Source organism: Sphingomonas sp. PSPC2-2 (genome assembly GCF_049897725.1).
Classification (GTDB): domain Bacteria; phylum Pseudomonadota; class Alphaproteobacteria; order Sphingomonadales; family Sphingomonadaceae; genus Sphingomonas.
In genome coordinates this window covers 311,230-327,497 of the sequence record NZ_JAFCWU010000004.1, presented here as the reverse complement: position 1 = coordinate 327,497, position 16,268 = coordinate 311,230, and the positions used below count along the sequence as shown (strand labels likewise).

14 protein-coding genes and 1 tRNA gene are annotated in these 16,268 nt (G+C 64.9%); 9 read left to right on the top strand and 6 right to left on the bottom strand.

Annotated elements, in window-relative coordinates:
- Nucleotides 1-249: 249 nt before the first annotated feature.
- From rpsA to ACP7BY_RS09860, 3 genes are all read left to right on the top strand, one after another.
- Nucleotides 250-1,977, top strand: coding sequence for a 30S ribosomal protein S1 (rpsA, locus tag ACP7BY_RS09870; RefSeq protein ID WP_010402708.1), 1,728 nt, complete (start codon nt 250-252; stop codon nt 1,975-1,977).
- A 158-nt stretch (nt 1,978-2,135) separates the two neighbouring features.
- Nucleotides 2,136-2,414, top strand: coding sequence for an integration host factor subunit beta (locus ACP7BY_RS09865; RefSeq protein ID WP_033963205.1), 279 nt, complete (start codon nt 2,136-2,138; stop codon nt 2,412-2,414).
- 45 nt (nt 2,415-2,459) lie between these two features.
- Nucleotides 2,460-2,545 (top strand) — tRNA-Leu (locus ACP7BY_RS09860).
- 144 nt (nt 2,546-2,689) lie between these two features.
- Here the strand turns inward: ACP7BY_RS09860 and ACP7BY_RS09855 are convergent.
- The 3 genes from ACP7BY_RS09855 to araD1 all read right to left on the bottom strand — a co-directional run bounded on the left by ACP7BY_RS09855 (nt 2,690) and on the right by araD1 (nt 6,013).
- Complete coding sequence (locus tag ACP7BY_RS09855; protein ID WP_405053010.1) at nt 2,690-3,991, bottom strand: sugar MFS transporter; 1,302 nt, start codon at nt 3,989-3,991, stop codon at nt 2,690-2,692.
- Nucleotides 3,992-4,109: 118 nt separating this feature from the next.
- Complete coding sequence (locus tag ACP7BY_RS09850; protein WP_033963206.1) at nt 4,110-5,036, bottom strand: Gfo/Idh/MocA family protein; 927 nt, start codon at nt 5,034-5,036, stop codon at nt 4,110-4,112.
- The gene (gene araD1, locus ACP7BY_RS09845; protein WP_033963207.1) at nt 5,033-6,013 is read right to left on the bottom strand and encodes an AraD1 family protein; all 981 of its coding nucleotides are present in this window, start codon (nt 6,011-6,013) and stop codon (nt 5,033-5,035) included. Before araD1 ends, ACP7BY_RS09850 begins: the two co-directional genes overlap by 4 nt.
- Nucleotides 6,014-6,130: 117 nt before the next feature.
- Between araD1 and ACP7BY_RS09840 the strand changes: the two genes are divergently transcribed.
- Nucleotides 6,131-7,282 (top strand): aldose epimerase family protein, encoded by a 1,152-nt coding sequence (locus ACP7BY_RS09840; protein WP_137902334.1) that lies wholly within the window; start codon nt 6,131-6,133, stop codon nt 7,280-7,282.
- A 40-nt stretch (nt 7,283-7,322) separates the two neighbouring features.
- Here the strand turns inward: ACP7BY_RS09840 and ACP7BY_RS09835 are convergent, their stop codons facing one another.
- Both ACP7BY_RS09835 and ACP7BY_RS09830 read right to left on the bottom strand, forming a co-directional pair.
- Nucleotides 7,323-7,955, bottom strand: coding sequence for a 2-dehydro-3-deoxy-6-phosphogalactonate aldolase (locus tag ACP7BY_RS09835; protein WP_033963208.1), 633 nt, complete (start codon nt 7,953-7,955; stop codon nt 7,323-7,325).
- Complete coding sequence (locus ACP7BY_RS09830; RefSeq protein WP_052191979.1) at nt 7,952-8,836, bottom strand: 2-dehydro-3-deoxygalactonokinase; 885 nt, start codon at nt 8,834-8,836, stop codon at nt 7,952-7,954. The genes ACP7BY_RS09835 and ACP7BY_RS09830 overlap by 4 nt, the downstream gene beginning before the upstream one ends.
- 236 nt (nt 8,837-9,072) lie before the next feature.
- On the opposite strand from ACP7BY_RS09830, the gene ACP7BY_RS09825 reads away from it, so the two are divergent.
- From ACP7BY_RS09825 to ACP7BY_RS09805, 5 genes are all read left to right on the top strand, one after another.
- The gene (locus ACP7BY_RS09825; protein WP_126847332.1) at nt 9,073-11,358 is read left to right on the top strand and encodes an FdhF/YdeP family oxidoreductase; all 2,286 of its coding nucleotides are present in this window, start codon (nt 9,073-9,075) and stop codon (nt 11,356-11,358) included.
- 54 nt (nt 11,359-11,412) lie between these two features.
- Nucleotides 11,413-12,222, top strand: a complete 810-nt coding sequence (locus tag ACP7BY_RS09820) for a formate/nitrite transporter family protein (RefSeq protein WP_033963213.1) — start codon at nt 11,413-11,415, stop codon at nt 12,220-12,222.
- A gap of 7 nt (nt 12,223-12,229) precedes the next feature.
- Nucleotides 12,230-13,543 carry a formate dehydrogenase accessory sulfurtransferase FdhD gene (gene fdhD / locus ACP7BY_RS09815; RefSeq protein WP_310066452.1) on the top strand — a complete coding sequence of 438 codons (1,314 nt, stop codon included), beginning with the start codon at nt 12,230-12,232 and terminating at the stop codon, nt 13,541-13,543.
- 67 nt (nt 13,544-13,610) lie between these two features.
- On the top strand, nt 13,611-15,089 hold the full coding sequence (locus ACP7BY_RS09810; protein ID WP_249340788.1) for an ABC transporter substrate-binding protein: 1,479 nt from the start codon (nt 13,611-13,613) through the stop codon (nt 15,087-15,089).
- Between the two features lie 27 nt (nt 15,090-15,116).
- Entirely contained in the window at nt 15,117-15,527 is a 411-nt protein-coding gene (locus ACP7BY_RS09805) for a DUF4112 domain-containing protein (RefSeq protein ID WP_033963280.1), read from the top strand.
- 22 nt (nt 15,528-15,549) lie between these two features.
- Here the strand turns inward: ACP7BY_RS09805 and ACP7BY_RS09800 are convergent, their stop codons facing one another.
- A complete protein-coding gene (locus ACP7BY_RS09800) occupies nt 15,550-16,263 on the bottom strand; it encodes a ribonuclease T2 family protein (protein ID WP_126847326.1) in 714 nt (237 codons plus the stop codon).
- Nucleotides 16,264-16,268: the final 5 nt, after the last annotated feature.

Here is a 16,268-nt window from a genome sequence, read left to right as displayed (position 1 = left end):
CTCAACGCCCCCCTACGGCTTGCCCGCAGTGGCATCTCACGCTATAGAGCGGTCGTCCGGTGAGCGGTGTTCACGGAGGCTGGCGCGACAGGCATGTCCTCTCGCGCCCTTTTCGCATTCGCGCGACTTGGCCCTCCCTGCCCCCAATCAACGGATGTCGGGCTGCGCATACGGCCACCCCGACACCATTGGCCAAGACCGCCGGAGACAACCGGCTGGCCGGAACATGATTTAGGAATACAAGACTTTATGGCCACTCAGGCAAACCCAACCCGCGACGATTTCGCCGCCCTTCTCGAAATGACGCTCGGCGGTGCCGACAGCTTCGAAGGCCGCGTCGTCAAGGGCACCGTCACCGCGATTGAAAACGACCTCGCCGTCATCGACGTCGGCCTGAAGTCGGAAGGCCGCGTTCCGCTGCGCGAATTCGCGATGCCGGGCCAGAAAGCCGATCTCAAGGTCGGTGACGAAGTCGAAGTGTTCGTCGACCGCGTCGAGAACGTGCACGGCGAAGCGATGCTGTCGCGCGACCGCGCCCGTCGCGAAGCCGCCTGGGACACGCTCGAAACCGAATTCGCCAAGACCGCCCGCGTCGAGGGCGTCATCTTCGGCCGCGTCAAGGGCGGCTTCACGGTCGACCTCAACGGTGCCGTGGCCTTCCTGCCGGGTTCGCAGGTCGACATCCGCCCCGTGCGCGACGTCACCCCGCTGATGGACATCCCGCAGCCGTTCCAGATCCTCAAGATGGACCGCAAACGCGGCAACATCGTCGTGTCGCGTCGCGCGATCCTCGAAGAAACCCGCGCCGAGCAGCGTTCGGGCCTGATCCTCAGCCTCGCTGAAGGCCAGATCATCGACGGCGTCGTCAAGAACATCACCGATTACGGTGCGTTCGTTGACTTGGGCGGCATTGACGGCCTGCTGCACGTCACCGACCTCAGCTACAAGCGCGTCGGCCATCCGTCGGAAGTCCTGAACATCGGCGATACCGTCCGCGTTCAGATCATCCGCATCAACAAGGACACGCAGCGCATCTCGCTCGGCATGAAGCAGCTCGAGAGCGATCCGTGGGAAGGCGCTGCCGCCAAGTATCCGGTCGGCGCGAAGCTGTCGGGCCGCGTCACGAACATCACCGAATATGGTGCGTTCGTCGAACTCGAGCCGGGCATCGAAGGCCTGGTCCACGTGTCCGAAATGTCCTGGACCAAGAAGAACGTCCATCCGGGCAAGATCGTTTCGACCTCGCAGGAAGTCGATGTCGTGGTCATCGAGGTCGACCCCGACAAGCGCCGCATCTCGCTCGGCCTCAAGCAGGCGATCAGCAACCCGTGGGAGGCCTTCGCCGAAGCGCATCCGATCGGTTCGACCGTTGAAGGCGAAGTCAAGAACGCGACCGAATTCGGTCTGTTCATCGGCCTCGACAACGACGTCGACGGCATGGTCCACATGTCGGACATCGCCTGGGGCGTGTCGGGCGAAGACGCCCTCAACCTGCATCGCAAGGGCGAGGTCGTTCAGGCGATCGTGCTCGACATCGACGCCGAGAAGGAGCGTATCTCGCTTGGCATGAAGCAGCTTGAGCGTGGTGCTCCGGCAGCCGGTGCGGCAGCGGCAGGCGGCAACGCTTCGTCGGGCCTCAACAAGAATGCCATCGTCACGGTCACCGTGCTCGAAGTCCGCGATGCGGGTCTCGAAGTGCAGGTCGGCGACGACGGCGCGACCGGCTTCATCAAGCGCACCGATCTCGGCCGCGATCGCGACGAGCAGCGTCCGGAGCGGTTCCAGACCGGCCAGAAGTTCGATGCGATGGTGACCGGTTTCGACCGTTCGAAGAAGCCGACCTTCTCGATCAAGGCGATGCAGATCTCCGAAGAGAAGCAGGCCGTGGCGCAATACGGCTCGTCCGACTCGGGTGCGTCGCTGGGCGACATCCTCGGTGCCGCGCTCAAGGCGCAAGGGGCCGACAGCAAGAAGTAAGGCCAAAGGACGGGGTTATTCATCCAAATGGAGTAGCCCCGTCCTGTCCTTTCACGTCGTTTCGTGGCTATCGTTCATGATGGACTTACGATAAATAAAGTCCGAAGCGGCCACTTCATTCCATTGGAGCAAGGCCGCGGCGGCAAGGAAACGACGCGATGATCCGATCTGAACTGGTGCAAACATTGGCAGCTGAAAACCCCGATCTGTCGCTGCGCGACATCGAGGCGCTGGTCACCACCTTTTTCGACGAGATCACAAAGCGACTGGCACTGGGCGGGCGTGTTGAACTCCGCGGCTTCGGTGCCTTTTCGACCCGCGCCCGCGATGCGCGCACCGGACGCAACCCCCGCACCGGCGAATTGGTCGATGTCGGCGCGAAGCGCGTCCCCTATTTCAAGCCTGGCAAGGAAATGCGCGCGCGCCTCAACGTCTAAGCGACTTGACGCAACCCGCGCGGTACGCTTGGAATTTCCGCACATGCGGACGTGGCGAAATTGGTAGACGCACGGGACTTAAAATCCCTCGCCCTCAGGGTGTGCGGGTTCGAGTCCCGCCGTCCGCACCATATACATCTCTGAAACGATGCACCCTGCCTTCGCAGGGTCAGCCGGTGCATGTCGGTCGGCTTGAGCGCGGACCGGGACAAACCCCATAACGGGCGCACGGTCCAACCCGACATAGCAGGTTCGCCGTGCACCCATCGGTGCGGCTATGCCGTCTTGCTGCCCCATAGCGCGTAGAACAGCACATAGACCTCGCACGCGGCGGTCAGCAGGAACGAGGTTTGCAGGCCATAGCTATCGGCCAGCCAGCCCTGCACCACGACCAGAGCACCGCCTGCGATCGCCATGATCAGCAGGCCCGATCCCTCCTCGGTCAGCGGCCCGAGGCCCTTGATGCCGAGCGTGAAGATCGTCGGGAACATGATCGAGTGGAACAGCCCGACCGAAATCAGCGCCCACATCGCGACATGGCCGGTGGTGAAGGCGGCGATCAACATAACGACCGTCGCACCGATACTGGCGACCGCCAGCGCGTGTCCGGCCTCGATGCGCTGCATCGCGAACGCCCCGACCAAACGGCCCACCATCATCCCGCCCCACAACAGGAACAGATAATTGGAGGCCTGCTGGTGCGTCAGGTTGCCGATCTCGGGCTGCGACACGAAGTTGATGAACAGGTTGCCGACGCCGATCTCGGCGATCAGGTAAATGAAGATCGCCGGAATGCCGAGCACGAGATTGCGGTGCTGCCACAGGGGATGATGCGCGATGCGATAGCCGAGCGACTTGCCCGAGGGGGGTGCTTTGGCGGCGCGCTGCGTCGCGACGCCCATCGGCGGCAGCGGATAGCGCGCGATGATGACGGCCAGCACCGCAAGAACAACGGCGACGATGACATAAGGCAGCACGACCGATTGCGCGTCGGCCAGCCGCTCGGCCGGGGTCAAGGCGGCAGCTCCTGCCGCAGCCGTTCCCGACGTCGTGCGGCCAAGGATCAGATAGCCGCCGAACAACGGCGCGAGCGTCGCCCCTGCCGAATTGAATGCCTGCACCAGGTTCAACCGCGATGACGCGGTCTCGGGCTTGCCCAGCACCGAAACATAGGGGTTGGCAGCGACCTGTAGCAGCGTGATCCCACTGGCGATTACGAACAGGGCGAACAGCGTCACTTCATAGGAAGGAAGCTTCGCCGCGGGCACCATGATCAGCGCGCCCACCGCCATCATCCCCAAACCAATCACCATCGAGCGCTGATAGCCGACCCGTTCGATCACCATCGCCGACGGGATCGAGGCGAAGAAATAGGCGATGAACCAGACCGATTCGATCAAGGTGGTCTGGGTGTAGCTCAGCGCGAACACGCTGCGCAGGTGCGGCAACAGCGTACCGTTGATGACGGTGATGAAGCCCCACATGAAGAACAGGCTGGCAAGCAGTGCCAGCGCCCGCCCTGCTTTTGGTCCGCTCGCGCTTTCCGATATCCGCGCCGTTGGGGCCACCATCGCCATTACCTGTCTCTCCTGAATCAATCCTCTATTGTCTGAGTATATGTGGCCAGCGAGCGCGTCAAACGCCGATCGCGCGACGGATGGCGCACCATCTCAGCGCGCGCCCGCTATGGTCGATTCAATCGTCGAAGGGGTCCGTATCGCGGCGGCGGCAGCGCAGGAATGCGTCGGCGACCAGTCGCAGCGGAGTGCGATCGACATCGCTCTCGCCTTTTGCGATCAGCGCGGCAAAATGATGATAGAGCGCGGCATATTCGGCTTCGGGGGCACTTTCCCGCGCCATGCCGTTGATCGTCAAGCGACTGCCGCCATGCGTCAGCATCAGTGTGCCGTCATCGGTATCGACGACGATATCCCATGTCTGTGGGCCGGTCTGCCGCCAATCGAACACGGCGTGGACCGGTGCACCGCTCATCCCGATCATGTTGAGCTCGGCGGCGATCGGCGCGGCACGGTTTGCGGGGAAGTCGAGCGTGCCGTCGTGCAAATAGAAATGGCGCGGCAGGATCCGCGTCGCGATCGACAGCGCGTTGATGCCCGGATCGAACACACCGAGCCCGCCCGGCTCCCAGATCCATTGCTGCCCGGGATGCCAGCGCCGGACATCTTCTTTCCAGGTGATCTCGACATGGTTGATGCGCCGCTCGGTGAGCCACGCGCGGGCGTCGTGCACCGCAGGCGCAAAGCGCGAATGCCATGCCGCGAACAGCGTCGTGCCGGCAGCGTCAGACAAGCGCGTCAGCGCTTCGACTTCGGACAGGGTCGCGCCAGGGGGCTTTTCCAGCAGCACATGCTTGCCCGCGCGGATCGCCTGCACGGCGGCATCGAACCGCACCTGCGGCGGCTGGCACATCGCGATCGCGTCGATCGCGATGTCGGCATTGAGCATGGCCTCTACCGACGCGAACACCGGCACATCGGCGAGCGTCCCGGCCAGCGTTGCCGCCGCGACCAATTCGAACTCGGGCGACCCGGCGATCGCGGGCAAATGCTGGTCATGGGCAATCTTGCCGAGCCCAACGATGGCGACGCGGATCGGGCTCACAGCGTTTTTACCGACACGGGCGTGGCGGGTTCCGCGCCGATCGGGTTGCGCACGGGATAGTGGAATGGGGCCGCAGCGATCTCGAAGATGTCGCCCGGTTGGGTGTGAACCGCGTCGCTGAACGACAGCGTCGCCGTGCCGAAGAAATGGACGTGTACGTCGCCCGGACGCCGAAACAGTGCATATTTGAAATGGTGATGCTCAAGGTTGGCGATGCTGTGCGACATGTTCGCTTCGCCCGATACGAACGGCTTTTCCCATAGGACAGTGCCATCGCGAAGTATCTTGCTGGTGCCCTCGACATGTGACGGCAACGGCGTGATCAGCAATTCCGGGCCGAGCGCCGCGGGCCGCAATTTGGAATGGGCGAGCCACAGATAATTGCCGCGCTCCGTGACATGATCGGAAAATTCATTGGCGAGCGCAAACCCGAGCCGCACCGGGGTGCCATCCTCATCGATCAGGTAGATGCCGGCAATTTCCGGCTCCTCCCCCGCATCGAGCGCGAACGCCGGGGACGGTAGCGGCGCGTCGGGCGCGATCAACGCGCTGCCATCGCCCTTGAAGAACCACTCGGGCTGGGCACCGACCGCGTCTCCCTCGGGCTTGCCGCCCGCCACCCCCATCAGGAACATCTTCATCGAATCGGTTTGCTGCGCGGCATCATCGATCGCACGGTGCATCTTGTCGCGCCCTTCGGCCGAGCCGAGGTGTGTCAGGCCCGTGCCGGTCATCAGCAAATGCGCGGTATCGGGGTGGTCGATCGGTGCGAGCACGGTGACGCGCGACAGATCGACCGGTTCGCCCTCGCCCAACGCGCCGATCATCTCGATCAGGCTGTGTCGCTCGGCAAGCGCGCGGCGCGCCAATTCCACCACAGTAGTCACCCCCGGAACCGTTCGCAGCATGTCGCCCTGCGCGACGACCACCGCACGGGCACCATCTGGCTGGCGGATCTGAATCAGCGAAACCGTCACTCTATCTCTCCGTCGTTCGGGCCGGTCGGGCAGTCGGCATAATCGCGCAAGGTGCCCTTTGCATCTATTTTGTCTGAGTATATAGCAAGTTCAAACTGGTCAACGATGGGAGAGTTTATGCGGCGCCACGGTCTGGGTTGGACGAAGACAACGCTACTCGCAGCGCTCGTAACGTGCGTCGCGACACCGGCCTTCGCCGCGACGGCGGAACGACGCCCCTTCGGCACACTGGCCGACGGGACCGCAGTCGAAGCCGTGACGCTGAAGGGCGCAAACGGCGTCAGCGCGACGATCATTTCTTTCGGCGCGACCCTGCAAGCGTTGAAAGCGCCCGACCGAGACGGCAAGATCGCCGATGTCGAACTCGGCTATGACGATCTGCAAAGCTATGTCGATCGTCCCAATTTCTGGGGTGCGAGCGTGGGCCGCTATGCCAACCGCATCGCGGGCGGACGCTTCATCCTGGACGGGAAGACCATTCAGCTTGCGCAGAACGATAAGGGCAACTCGCTGCACGGCGGCACCAAGGGCTTCGACAAACAGCCGTGGCGCGTGGTCTCGGTAACCTCCGGTCCTACCGCGCGCGTGACGTTTGCGCTGACAAGCGCGGCGGGTGACCAGGGGTATCCCGGCACGCTCGCGGTCACCGCCAGCTATGCACTCGACGATGCGGGCAACCTGACGATCGACTATGATGCGACCAGCGACGCGCCGACGATCGTCAACCTCACCAACCACGCGATCTTCAATCTCGCCGGGGAAGGCGCGCCGCAGGGTGCCCTGCAACACCGGCTGACCATCCCCGCCGCCCGTTACACCCCGGTGAATGCGCAACTGATCCCGACCGGCGTGCTGAAGCCCGTCGCGGGCAGCGTGTTTGATTTCACGCACGGGCGCGTGCTTCAGGATGGCATACGCGACGGCACCGACCCGCAAATCGTGTTCGGCCGCGGCTATGATCACAATTTCGTGCTCGATGCCGGGCGGACCAAGGAGCCCAAGCTTGCCGCGCGGCTGGAAGATCCGGCCTCGGGTCGCGTGCTTGAGGTGTTGACGACCGAACCCGGCGTTCAACTCTACACCGGCAATTTCCTGGATGGCACGCTGATCGGCAAAAGCGGGCACCTGTACCGCATGGGCGACGGCATCGCGCTTGAGCCGCAACTCTTCCCCGACACGCCCAACCAACCGGCGTTCGGATCGGCGCGCGTCGATCCCGCCAATCCCTATCACCACCGGATGGTCTTCCGGCTGTCGACCACGCGCTGAGGCGTAGCGACGGGGCCTGTTCGATCGGGCGATGTGCGATCTACGCCGTCGCTCGCGCCGCCCGGAAGGCGCTAACCAACGCACGCCCGCGCGCGCCGGTGTCTTCCGCCGAACGACCCGGCGCATAAAGCGAGGAGCCGATGCCGAAGCCGGCCGCCCCGGCCGCACAATACGCGGCCATCGTCTCGGCATCGACGCCGCCGACCGGAAACACCGGCATCGCCTTCGGCAACACCGCCCGCATCGCCTTCAAGCCTTGCGGACCGGCGACTTCGGCAGGAAACAGCTTCAAGCCATCGGCCCCCGCGTCGATCGCGGCAAAGGCTTCGGTCGGCGTGAAGAAGGCGGGCAGCGACACCAGCCCCAGCGCCTTGGTCGCGCGGATCACCTCGATATTGCAATTGGGCGAGATCACGATCTGCCCCCCGGCATCCTGGACGCGTTGCACATCGTCCGGGTGCAGCACCGTCCCCGCCCCGACCAGCGCGGTATCCCCCAGCGTATCGACGATGGCGCGGATGCTCACAAACGGCTCGGGCGAATTGAGCGGCACTTCCAGGCACCGGAAGCCGCACGCGAACAAGGCGCGCGCCACCGGTCCCGCCTCGGCGGGCGTGAGCCCCCGCAGGATCGCGATGAGCGGAAGCTCGCCCAGCAAGTCGTCGAAGGTCATCGGATTTCCTTTCCAATCGTCCACAGTCCGGCGGCGGTGGCCGCATCGCCATCGACGAGGTCGATGTCTGTTCGCCCGGCAAGGGCGAAGGCGGTGCGATAGCGCGCACTGAGCGCTGGATCGCCGATCATCGTGATCGTGCCAGGCGCTGCCCCCATCATCGCGCCGATCTCGGCCCCGATCAGCAGGCCCGACAGATACGCCGCAACCTCCCGCGTAGAAAGCTTCCCCAGCAGCACCTCCGCACGCGCCGAGAATAGCAGCATCGACACCGCCGGATCTGCCAGCGCGCGGTTCACGCCACGGGCAAAGGCACCCGCGGTGTCATGCTCGCCCGGATCCTCTGCCAAACGACCCAGCAACGAATGTCGCAGCAATACGGCGTAAAGCTCGCCGGTCATCGCCGTACGAAAGCCCGTTACGCGCCCGGCGTCCAGCATCGCCCATTTGCTGTGCGTTCCGGGCAGCACGACCACCCCGTCACGCACGCCCGCACCCAGAATCTGCGTTTCCTCTCCGCGCATCACGTCGCCCAGTCGAACCGGCTGATCGACCGAGAGCCCGGGCACGATGTGGCACTGGCCAAGCGCGGTATCGAAGCCCTGCGTCGCCGCTGCGAGCGCGACCGGATCGGCCGGGCATGGCAGATAGGCGGCCTCGTGCCAGCCATTGCGGCTTCCGATCATGCCGGCCAATACGATCACCGGCCGATCGCCGATCCACCCGTCGATCAACGTGCCCAAGACCGCCTCGAACGCGCCATCCTCGATCGTCGCGATGCCACGCGATGAGACGCGCCGTTCGATCACCTTCCCCGTTGCGTCGAAGCGAAAACCTCGCAGGTTGGACGTGCCCCAGTCGATGCCGATCAATCCCGTCATCGCGGCAGCACTTCCCGCGCCACACGATCCATGATTGCAACGTCCGCCATGACACCTCCGGGTTTTCGGGGAACACGCCCACTTGAGCAAAAACCGCTGTGCGGCGTCATGTTCGACTCCCCACCGGCTGACAAGTCCGCCGCGCAACCTCGTGCAGCATTCGGCGTTGAGCCGGGGGACAGTTGCAGCGTACGTATTCATCCCCTCCCCTAATTCTATCGACAAGGCGCGCAGACATGGCCGAGCACAAGGACCTTCCCCACGCTTCCGGTCCCGCTGGCGGCTGGGGTTCGCTGCGGGGAATCGCGCACGCCTATGGCGACGCCTTGCCCAGCCCCGCCGCCTTGCGCAGCCTCGGGCGAATCAACAAGCCCAAGGGCGTGATGTGCGTGTCCTGCGCCTGGCCCAAGCCCGCCAATTATTCGGCGTTCGAATTTTGCGAAAACGGCGCGAAGGCGACGCTGTGGGAGCTCACCAGCGCACGCTGCACCCCCGCCTTTTGGGAAGAAGACAGCCATACCGTCACCGCACTGCGCGACTGGAAGGATCATGATCTCGAAAAGACCGGCCGCCTGACACACCCGCTGCGCTACAATGCCGCGACCGACCGCTATGAGGAAGTGTCGTGGAACGAAGCCTTCGCCGCGATTGGCGCGACGCTGAACGCGCTCCCCAAAAATAGCGCGGTGTTCTACGCTTCGGGCCATGCCGGGCTCGAAGCCTCCTATCTCTACGCGCTGCTCGCGCGCGTTCACGGCACCAACAACCTGCCGCAAAGCTCCAACATGTGTCACGAGACCACCTCGGTCGGGCTGACCAAGGTGATCGGCTCGCCCGTTGGCACGATCGTGTGGGAGGATCTCGCCGAAACCGACGCCTTCTTCGTGTTCGGCCAGAACCCCGGCACCAATAGCCCGCGCTTCCTCCACCCGATGAAGGAATTGAAGGATCGCGGCGGCAAGATCGTCACCTTCAACCCCGTCATCGAACAAGGCCTCGTCTCCTTCGTCGATCCGCAAAGCCCGGCCGCGATGCTCACCGGCAAGGAGACCAAGATCTCCGACCAATATCATCAGGTGAAGGCCGGCGGCGACATCGCCGCGATCCTTGGCCTGTGCAAATGCGTGGTCGAGGCCGACGATGCCGCCAGGGCGGCGGGCACGGCGGAAGTGATCGACCACGCCTTCGTTGAACAGCACACCACCGGCTTCGACAGCTTCATCCAGTCCTGCCGCGACGCCGACTGGGCCGAGATCGAGCGCGAATCCGGCCTGAGCGAAGCCGCGCTGCGCGAGGCCGCCGAAGTCTATATCGCCGCCGAAAAGGTGATCGGCGTGTATGGCATGGGCCTGACGCAGCACGCGCACGGCGCGCTGAACATCGCGATGCTGGTCAATTTGCTGCTGCTGCGCGGCAATATCGGTCGCCCCGGCGCCGGCTGCTGCCCGGTGCGCGGACACAGCAATGTGCAGGGCCAGCGTACCGTCGGCATTGCCGAAAAGGCACATCTCGTCCCGCTCGACAAATTGAAGGAGCTGTTCGGCTTCGATCCGCCGACCGAGGACGGCATGAATATCGTCCACGCCGCCGAGGCGTTGTTCGAGGGCGAGGTGAAGGCGTTCATCTCGCTCGGCGGCAATCTGGTGCGCGCCGTGCCCGATCAGCAACGGATGGAGGCCGCCTGGGCGGCGCAGGACCTCACCGTGATGGTTTCGACCAAGCTCAACCGCAGCCACCTGTTCCCCGCCAAACAGGCCTATATCCTGCCCTGTCTCGGCCGCTTCGAAACCGACGCGCAAGCGACCGGGCCGCAGACCATCACCAGCGAGGACAGCTTTTCGATGATCAGCGCCTCGATCGGCTATCGCCCGCCCGTGTCGGAGAGCGTGAGGAGCGAGTTGGCGATCGTCGCGGGTATCGCCAAGGCGACGCTACCGCCGCTGCCCGCGCTGCAATGGGACGCCTGGACCGGCGATTACGCGCTGGTACGCGATTTGATCGAGCGTACCTATCCCGACGATTTCCGCGATTATAACAAGCGCATGTATCAGGCCGGCGGCTTCTATCGCGGCAATGGCGCGCATGAGCGGGTGTGGAAGACGCCCGAGGGCAAAGCGGTGTTCACCACGCCCGGCGCGCTCAATTCGGTCGGCTTCCAGGATGCACCCGGCCGCTACCGCCTCATCACGATGCGCTCCAACGATCAGTTCAACACCACGATTTACGGCTATTCGGATCGGCTGCGCGGGCTCGAAGGCTCGCGCGATATCGTGCTGATGTGCCCGGAGGACATGGCCGAAGCCGGGCTCACCGACGGCCAGACGATTACGCTGGTGACCGACGTCGCCGACGGCCACGACCGCCGCCTGACAGGCCTTACACTGACCGCCTACCAGCTCCCGCGCGGCACGATCGCGGGTTATTACCCCGAGTGTAACGTGCTGGTACCGATGCAGCACCATGACGAACTGTCGGGCACGCCCGCTTCGAAATCGGTGCCGGTGCGAGTGGAGGCGAGGTGATGGCCGCTTCGCGTTCGCTGGCCAAGCCGCGCTTTTGCGCATAGCAACAGACCGATGGTTTCCAGCAAAGATACTTCAAAAAGCGACGACGATCTCGGTGCGGCCGACGCGACCGACCTTCATCGCACGGTGCGCGAAGAGGGCGAGACGGCGGTCAACCGTCCGGCCGCCGCCTTGTTGTGGTCGGGCCTTGCAGCGGGCATCGCGATCAACGCTTCGCTGTTGTTCGAGGGTGCGCTGTACGCGCATTTGCCCGATGCGCCGTGGCGGCCGACGGTGGTGTCGCTCGGCTACCCGATCGGATTTTTGATCGTCGTGCTCGGACGGATGCAGTTGTTCACCGAAAGCACAATCACCGCAATGCTGCCGCTCGCGACCAAGCCGTCGCTCGCGGCACTGGGGCGGACGCTTCGGCTGTGGGCGCTAGTCATCCTCGCCAACCTTGCAGGCACCGCATTGGTCGCGTCGGCAATGGCGAGCGGGCTGATAGGGGACGATGCATTACGCGCCGCGATGATCGCGGTTTCGGCCAAGGTGATGACGCTTGGCGCGGGCGCGACCTTCCTCAACGCCATCCCGGCTGGCTTCTTCATCGCGATCCTCGCCTGGACCCTGCCCGGGGCCCGCGCCCAGTCCTTTCTGATCATCAGCGCGATCACCTATCTCGTCGCGCTCGCGGGATTCAGCCATTCGATCGTCGGCTCGTCCGAGGTGTTCCTGCTGATCTTCAGCGGCAAGGCATCGGCGCTCGCGCTGATCGCGGCGTCGTTGATCCCGGCCATCCTCGGCAATCTGCTCGGCGGAGCCGGCATCTTCGCCCTGCTTGCGCACGCGCAGGTGCGCAGCGATGCGGAGGCGAAATGAGGCTGCCATGCGTTTGCTAGGCGCGATCCTTGCCGGGGGGCGGTCACGCCGCTTCGGCACCGACAAAGCGGTGGCGCAGTGGAACGGCGCGCCGTTGCTCGCGCACTGCGTCGCCGCGCTGTCGCCACAGGTCGATCATGTGGTGCTGTGCGGACGGGAGTGGGAGGGCCTGGAGCGCGTGGCCGACCGGCCGGAACCCGGCCTCGGGCCATTAGGGGCGCTCAACGCTGCGCTGCATTATGGTGCCCGTCACGGATATGACGCGGTGCTGACCGTGCCCGTCGATGTCCATCCCTTGCCGACCACGCTACGGCGCTTGCTGGAGGGGGAGGACGCAGCCGTGCTGAACCGGCAGACGGCGATCGGCTGGTGGCCAACCGCGCTAGCCGCCCAGCTCGACGCGCACATCGCCGCAGGCGGGCGCTCGCTCGAATCCTGGATCGCACTTGCGGGAAGCCGCCGGGTGGATGATTCGAACCTGGATCTGGTCAATATCAACCGCCCCGACGATCTCAGCCAATTGACTATGGCGGTTCGCGATGTCCCGGTGCTGCGCGTCGCCTACGATGACACACCGGGTGACTGGATCGATCGCGCGGTCCCGGTCGAAGCGCCGATCGCGCTCGAATATAACGGGATCGGCTATGCCGTGATGATGGGCACGCCCACCGATCTGGCCGACTTTGTCGCGGGCTTCACGATCAGCGAAGGCCTGGCGACGCTCGACGAACTCACCGAACCAAGCATCGTTGCGGTCGATGGCGGCTGGATCGTGCGCGCCGAACTTCCGCAACGCTCCACCCCTCGCGTCCTCGCGCGCGCGCGCACCCGCGTGTCGGAAAGCGGCTGCGGCATTTGCGGTATCGACAGCATCGCCGCCGCGCTCGCCCCGCTTTCCCCCGTCACGGCCAGAATATCGCTGGAGCGTACAGCCATAGCGCGGGCGCTCGGCCAGTTGCGCAACCATCAACGGCTCGGCCGTGCGACCGGCGCGACTCATGCTGCGGCCTTTTGCAGCCCGTTCGGCGATATCGTGCTCGCGCGCGAAGACGTGGGCCGCCACAATGCGCTCGACAAATTGATCGGAGCGCTTGCGCGCCATGGCATTTCGAGCGCCACGGGCTTCGTGTTGCTATCGGCGCGGTGCAGCCAGGAGCTGGTGGAAAAGACGGTCCGCGCGGGTTTCCCGATGCTGATCACCATCAGCGCCCCCACCAGCCTTGCGATCGATCGCGCGCGCGAGGCAGGGCTGGCGCTCGCCGTCATCGCACGGGACGACACGATGTTGATCGCGCACGATCCGCACGGGTCGTTCGGTTAAACCAGGCACACAACCGATCTAAACGACCGGGTGGCGCGGGCCGCGACCGGGTGGCACAAGGATGGCCATGACCCGCCTACGCCTGCCCCTTTTGATGGTTCGCCCTATCGCCCTGGTCTCGCTCGCCGCGCTCGCCGGGTGCGGCCCGCGTGGTGACGACGGCCCGGTGACGGTCAGCGCTATCGGCAGCAATCCCGTACTGGCCGACCCGGCGCGCGGTGCGCTGGACACCCCTGCCAGGCTCCTGCTCGACGCGACCGCACAGGGCCTCGTCCGCTTCGACGCAAGCGGCCAGATCGAACCGGGTATTGCCGAGCGCTGGAGCGTGATCGACCAAGGCAGAAGCTACATCTTCCGCTTGCGCGACAGCGAGTGGAATGACGGGGAAAGGGTCACCGCTGCCGAAGTGGTCAAGGTGCTGCGCCGTCAGCTCGCGCCCGGGTCGCATAACGTTTTGCGCCCTTATCTGACCGCAATCGACGAAATCGTCGAGATGACGCCCGAGGTGATCGAGATCCGCCTGAAGCGGCCGCGTCCGGACCTTCTGAAACTGTTCGCGCAGCCCGAACTTGCGATTTTTCGCATTCGGCCACCCGGCGGAAGTGGCCCGTTTCGGGCGACCGCGCAGCGCGGTCGCAGTGTCTTGCTGCGCCCCGCCTTCGACCCCGCGCGCAGCCCGGACGACGACGTGGTCGAACCCTCTGCCGCCGCCAGTATCCATTTGATTGGCGAACGCGCGGCACGCGCCATCGTTCGCTTCGAGCGGCGCGAGGCGCAACTTGTCACCGGCGGTACTTTCACCGATTGGCCGCTTGTCGAGCTTACCCAGATCGCGCCCATCAACCGACGGCTCGATCCAGCGGCTGGCGTGTTCGGCCTGGCGATTGTCAGCCGGGAAGGCGTGCTCGCCGATCCCGCCAATCGCGCGGCCATCGCTCAGGCATTTGACCGCGCGGCCTTCGCCGCCGCCATTGCCCCCGATTGGGCACCGGTATCGCAATTGCTGCCCGAGCAACTCGATTCGGCGGCCCCCCCGGCAAGCCCCGCATGGGCGCAAGCCGAAAGCGGCCCGCCCCAAGAGGCCGTGACTCGCATCGCCCAATGGAAGGCCGCGCATCCGGGCGAAATCGCGCTGCGCGTCGCGCTCCCCGACGGCCCGGGCGCAACCTTGCTCTACGGCTATATCGGCGCGGCGTTGGTATCGCTGGGAATCGCGCCCGAGCGGGTTGCCGCCGATGCACCGGCCGACCTCCGCCTGATCGACGCGGTCGCGCCCTATGACAGCGCCCGCTGGTACGTGGCAACCGCGTGCCAATTGTGCAGCGAGGCGACCCAAACTGCGATCGACGCCGCCCGCGATGCGGATTCGCCGCGGATGCGCGCGCAGCAAATTGCCATTGCCGATGCAGCGCTCGCCAATGAGGTGGCCTTCATTCCGATCGCGCGTCCGCTACGTTGGTCGCTGGTGAGTATCCGATTGAAAGCCTGGACCGGGAACTCCCGCGCGTGGCACCCGTTGAATCATCTCCGCAGCGACACCAATTGAGATGACATGGCCGACACCACAACTCGCATGAGCCCCCCGCCCCTCGGTGCGTTCGCTTCCAGCTATGCCGGGCGCGATCCGGCGGCGGTGCGCAAGCGGATCGAGGCGATGGAGCATTTGCTCGAAGGGCTGTTCACGGTGCCGTTGCTCAATCGCAAAATTGGCCTCGACGTGATCCTGGACCTGATCCCGATCGGTGGCGACGCGATCGGGGCAGCGATGGGCGCGTGGATGGTGTGGGAAGCGCGTAACCTCGGCATGTCGAAGCTCCAGATGGCGCGGATGTTCGGCAATGTCGGGATCGATTTTCTGCTGGGCATCATTCCGGTGGTGGGTGCCGTTCCCGATTTCCTGTTCCGCTCGAATACGCGCAACCTGAAGATCATCAAACGCCATCTCGACAAGCATCACCCATCGACCGCCACCATCGTCGGCTGACCGCGCGGTGGCGGGAAGGCAATTAGCGCTTCCCGCGCCAGACCTTCACCGTCGCGGTGTCGGCAACACCGCCCGAACCCGCCTCGCAGCGCGTATAGGCAAAGCGCTTGTCGAGGCACAGCCATAGCTCGTCGAGCCACCCGCGTTCGTTGACGGTGACACGCACGGCGTTGGCCGGTAGCCCCGGATTGGCCGCCGCGATCGCTTCCGCCAAGTGTCCGGCGTTCAGCGGCTTGCGCGACAGGGCGTCCATGTCGGGATAGTGGAGCTTGGCGTAAAGGTCGGTCGATTTGCTGAAATAGGCGTCAGCTGTGGTGCCCATGCACGTGCCGTGCTTGGCCCATTCGTGTTGGAGCAATTGTGGCGAGGGCGTCGAGCAGACGTGCTGCTTGATCAGCGCCGCGGGCAACAACGCCGTGGACGTGCAATATTGCGGCCACTCCTTCCCCACGCCGTCGGGCCACAAACCATGCAACGTGAAGCCGAACCGGTTGCCGCTCTGGCATTGGAATTTGGCAGAGGGATCGCGGAAATTGTTGTGGCAATATTCCGGTGCCCAGGTCAGCGCGAGCGTATAGCCGGTGATCGGGCGCAGTCGCTGCGGCTGGCTCGCCGAGGCGACGTCGGGGTGCGGGCGCGGCAGCGTGGTGGGGACAGTGCATTGATAGCTTTGCGCCTGCACTGCCACCGGCAGCATCGCCAGCACGCCACATCCGATCGCCAGAGAAATCCGCATCGTCC

Coding starts and splice junctions, on each gene's coding strand:
- ACP7BY_RS09830 (WP_052191979.1), bottom strand. CDS start 8,836: ATGACGGGATTGATCGGCATCGACTGGGGCACGTCCAACCTGCGAGGT.
- ACP7BY_RS09835 (WP_033963208.1), bottom strand. CDS start 7,955: ATGACCTTCGACGACTTGCTGGGCGAGCTTCCGCTCATCGCGATCCTG.
- rpsA (WP_010402708.1), top strand. CDS start 250: ATGGCCACTCAGGCAAACCCAACCCGCGACGATTTCGCCGCCCTTCTC.
- ACP7BY_RS09840 (WP_137902334.1), top strand. CDS start 6,131: ATGCGGCGCCACGGTCTGGGTTGGACGAAGACAACGCTACTCGCAGCG.
- ACP7BY_RS09865 (WP_033963205.1), top strand. CDS start 2,136: ATGATCCGATCTGAACTGGTGCAAACATTGGCAGCTGAAAACCCCGAT.
- ACP7BY_RS09800 (WP_126847326.1), bottom strand. CDS start 16,263: ATGCGGATTTCTCTGGCGATCGGATGTGGCGTGCTGGCGATGCTGCCG.
- ACP7BY_RS09820 (WP_033963213.1), top strand. CDS start 11,413: ATGGTTTCCAGCAAAGATACTTCAAAAAGCGACGACGATCTCGGTGCG.
- ACP7BY_RS09805 (WP_033963280.1), top strand. CDS start 15,117: ATGAGCCCCCCGCCCCTCGGTGCGTTCGCTTCCAGCTATGCCGGGCGC.
- ACP7BY_RS09855 (WP_405053010.1), bottom strand. CDS start 3,991: ATGGCGATGGTGGCCCCAACGGCGCGGATATCGGAAAGCGCGAGCGGA.
- ACP7BY_RS09810 (WP_249340788.1), top strand. CDS start 13,611: ATGACCCGCCTACGCCTGCCCCTTTTGATGGTTCGCCCTATCGCCCTG.
- ACP7BY_RS09825 (WP_126847332.1), top strand. CDS start 9,073: ATGGCCGAGCACAAGGACCTTCCCCACGCTTCCGGTCCCGCTGGCGGC.
- fdhD (WP_310066452.1), top strand. CDS start 12,230: ATGCGTTTGCTAGGCGCGATCCTTGCCGGGGGGCGGTCACGCCGCTTC.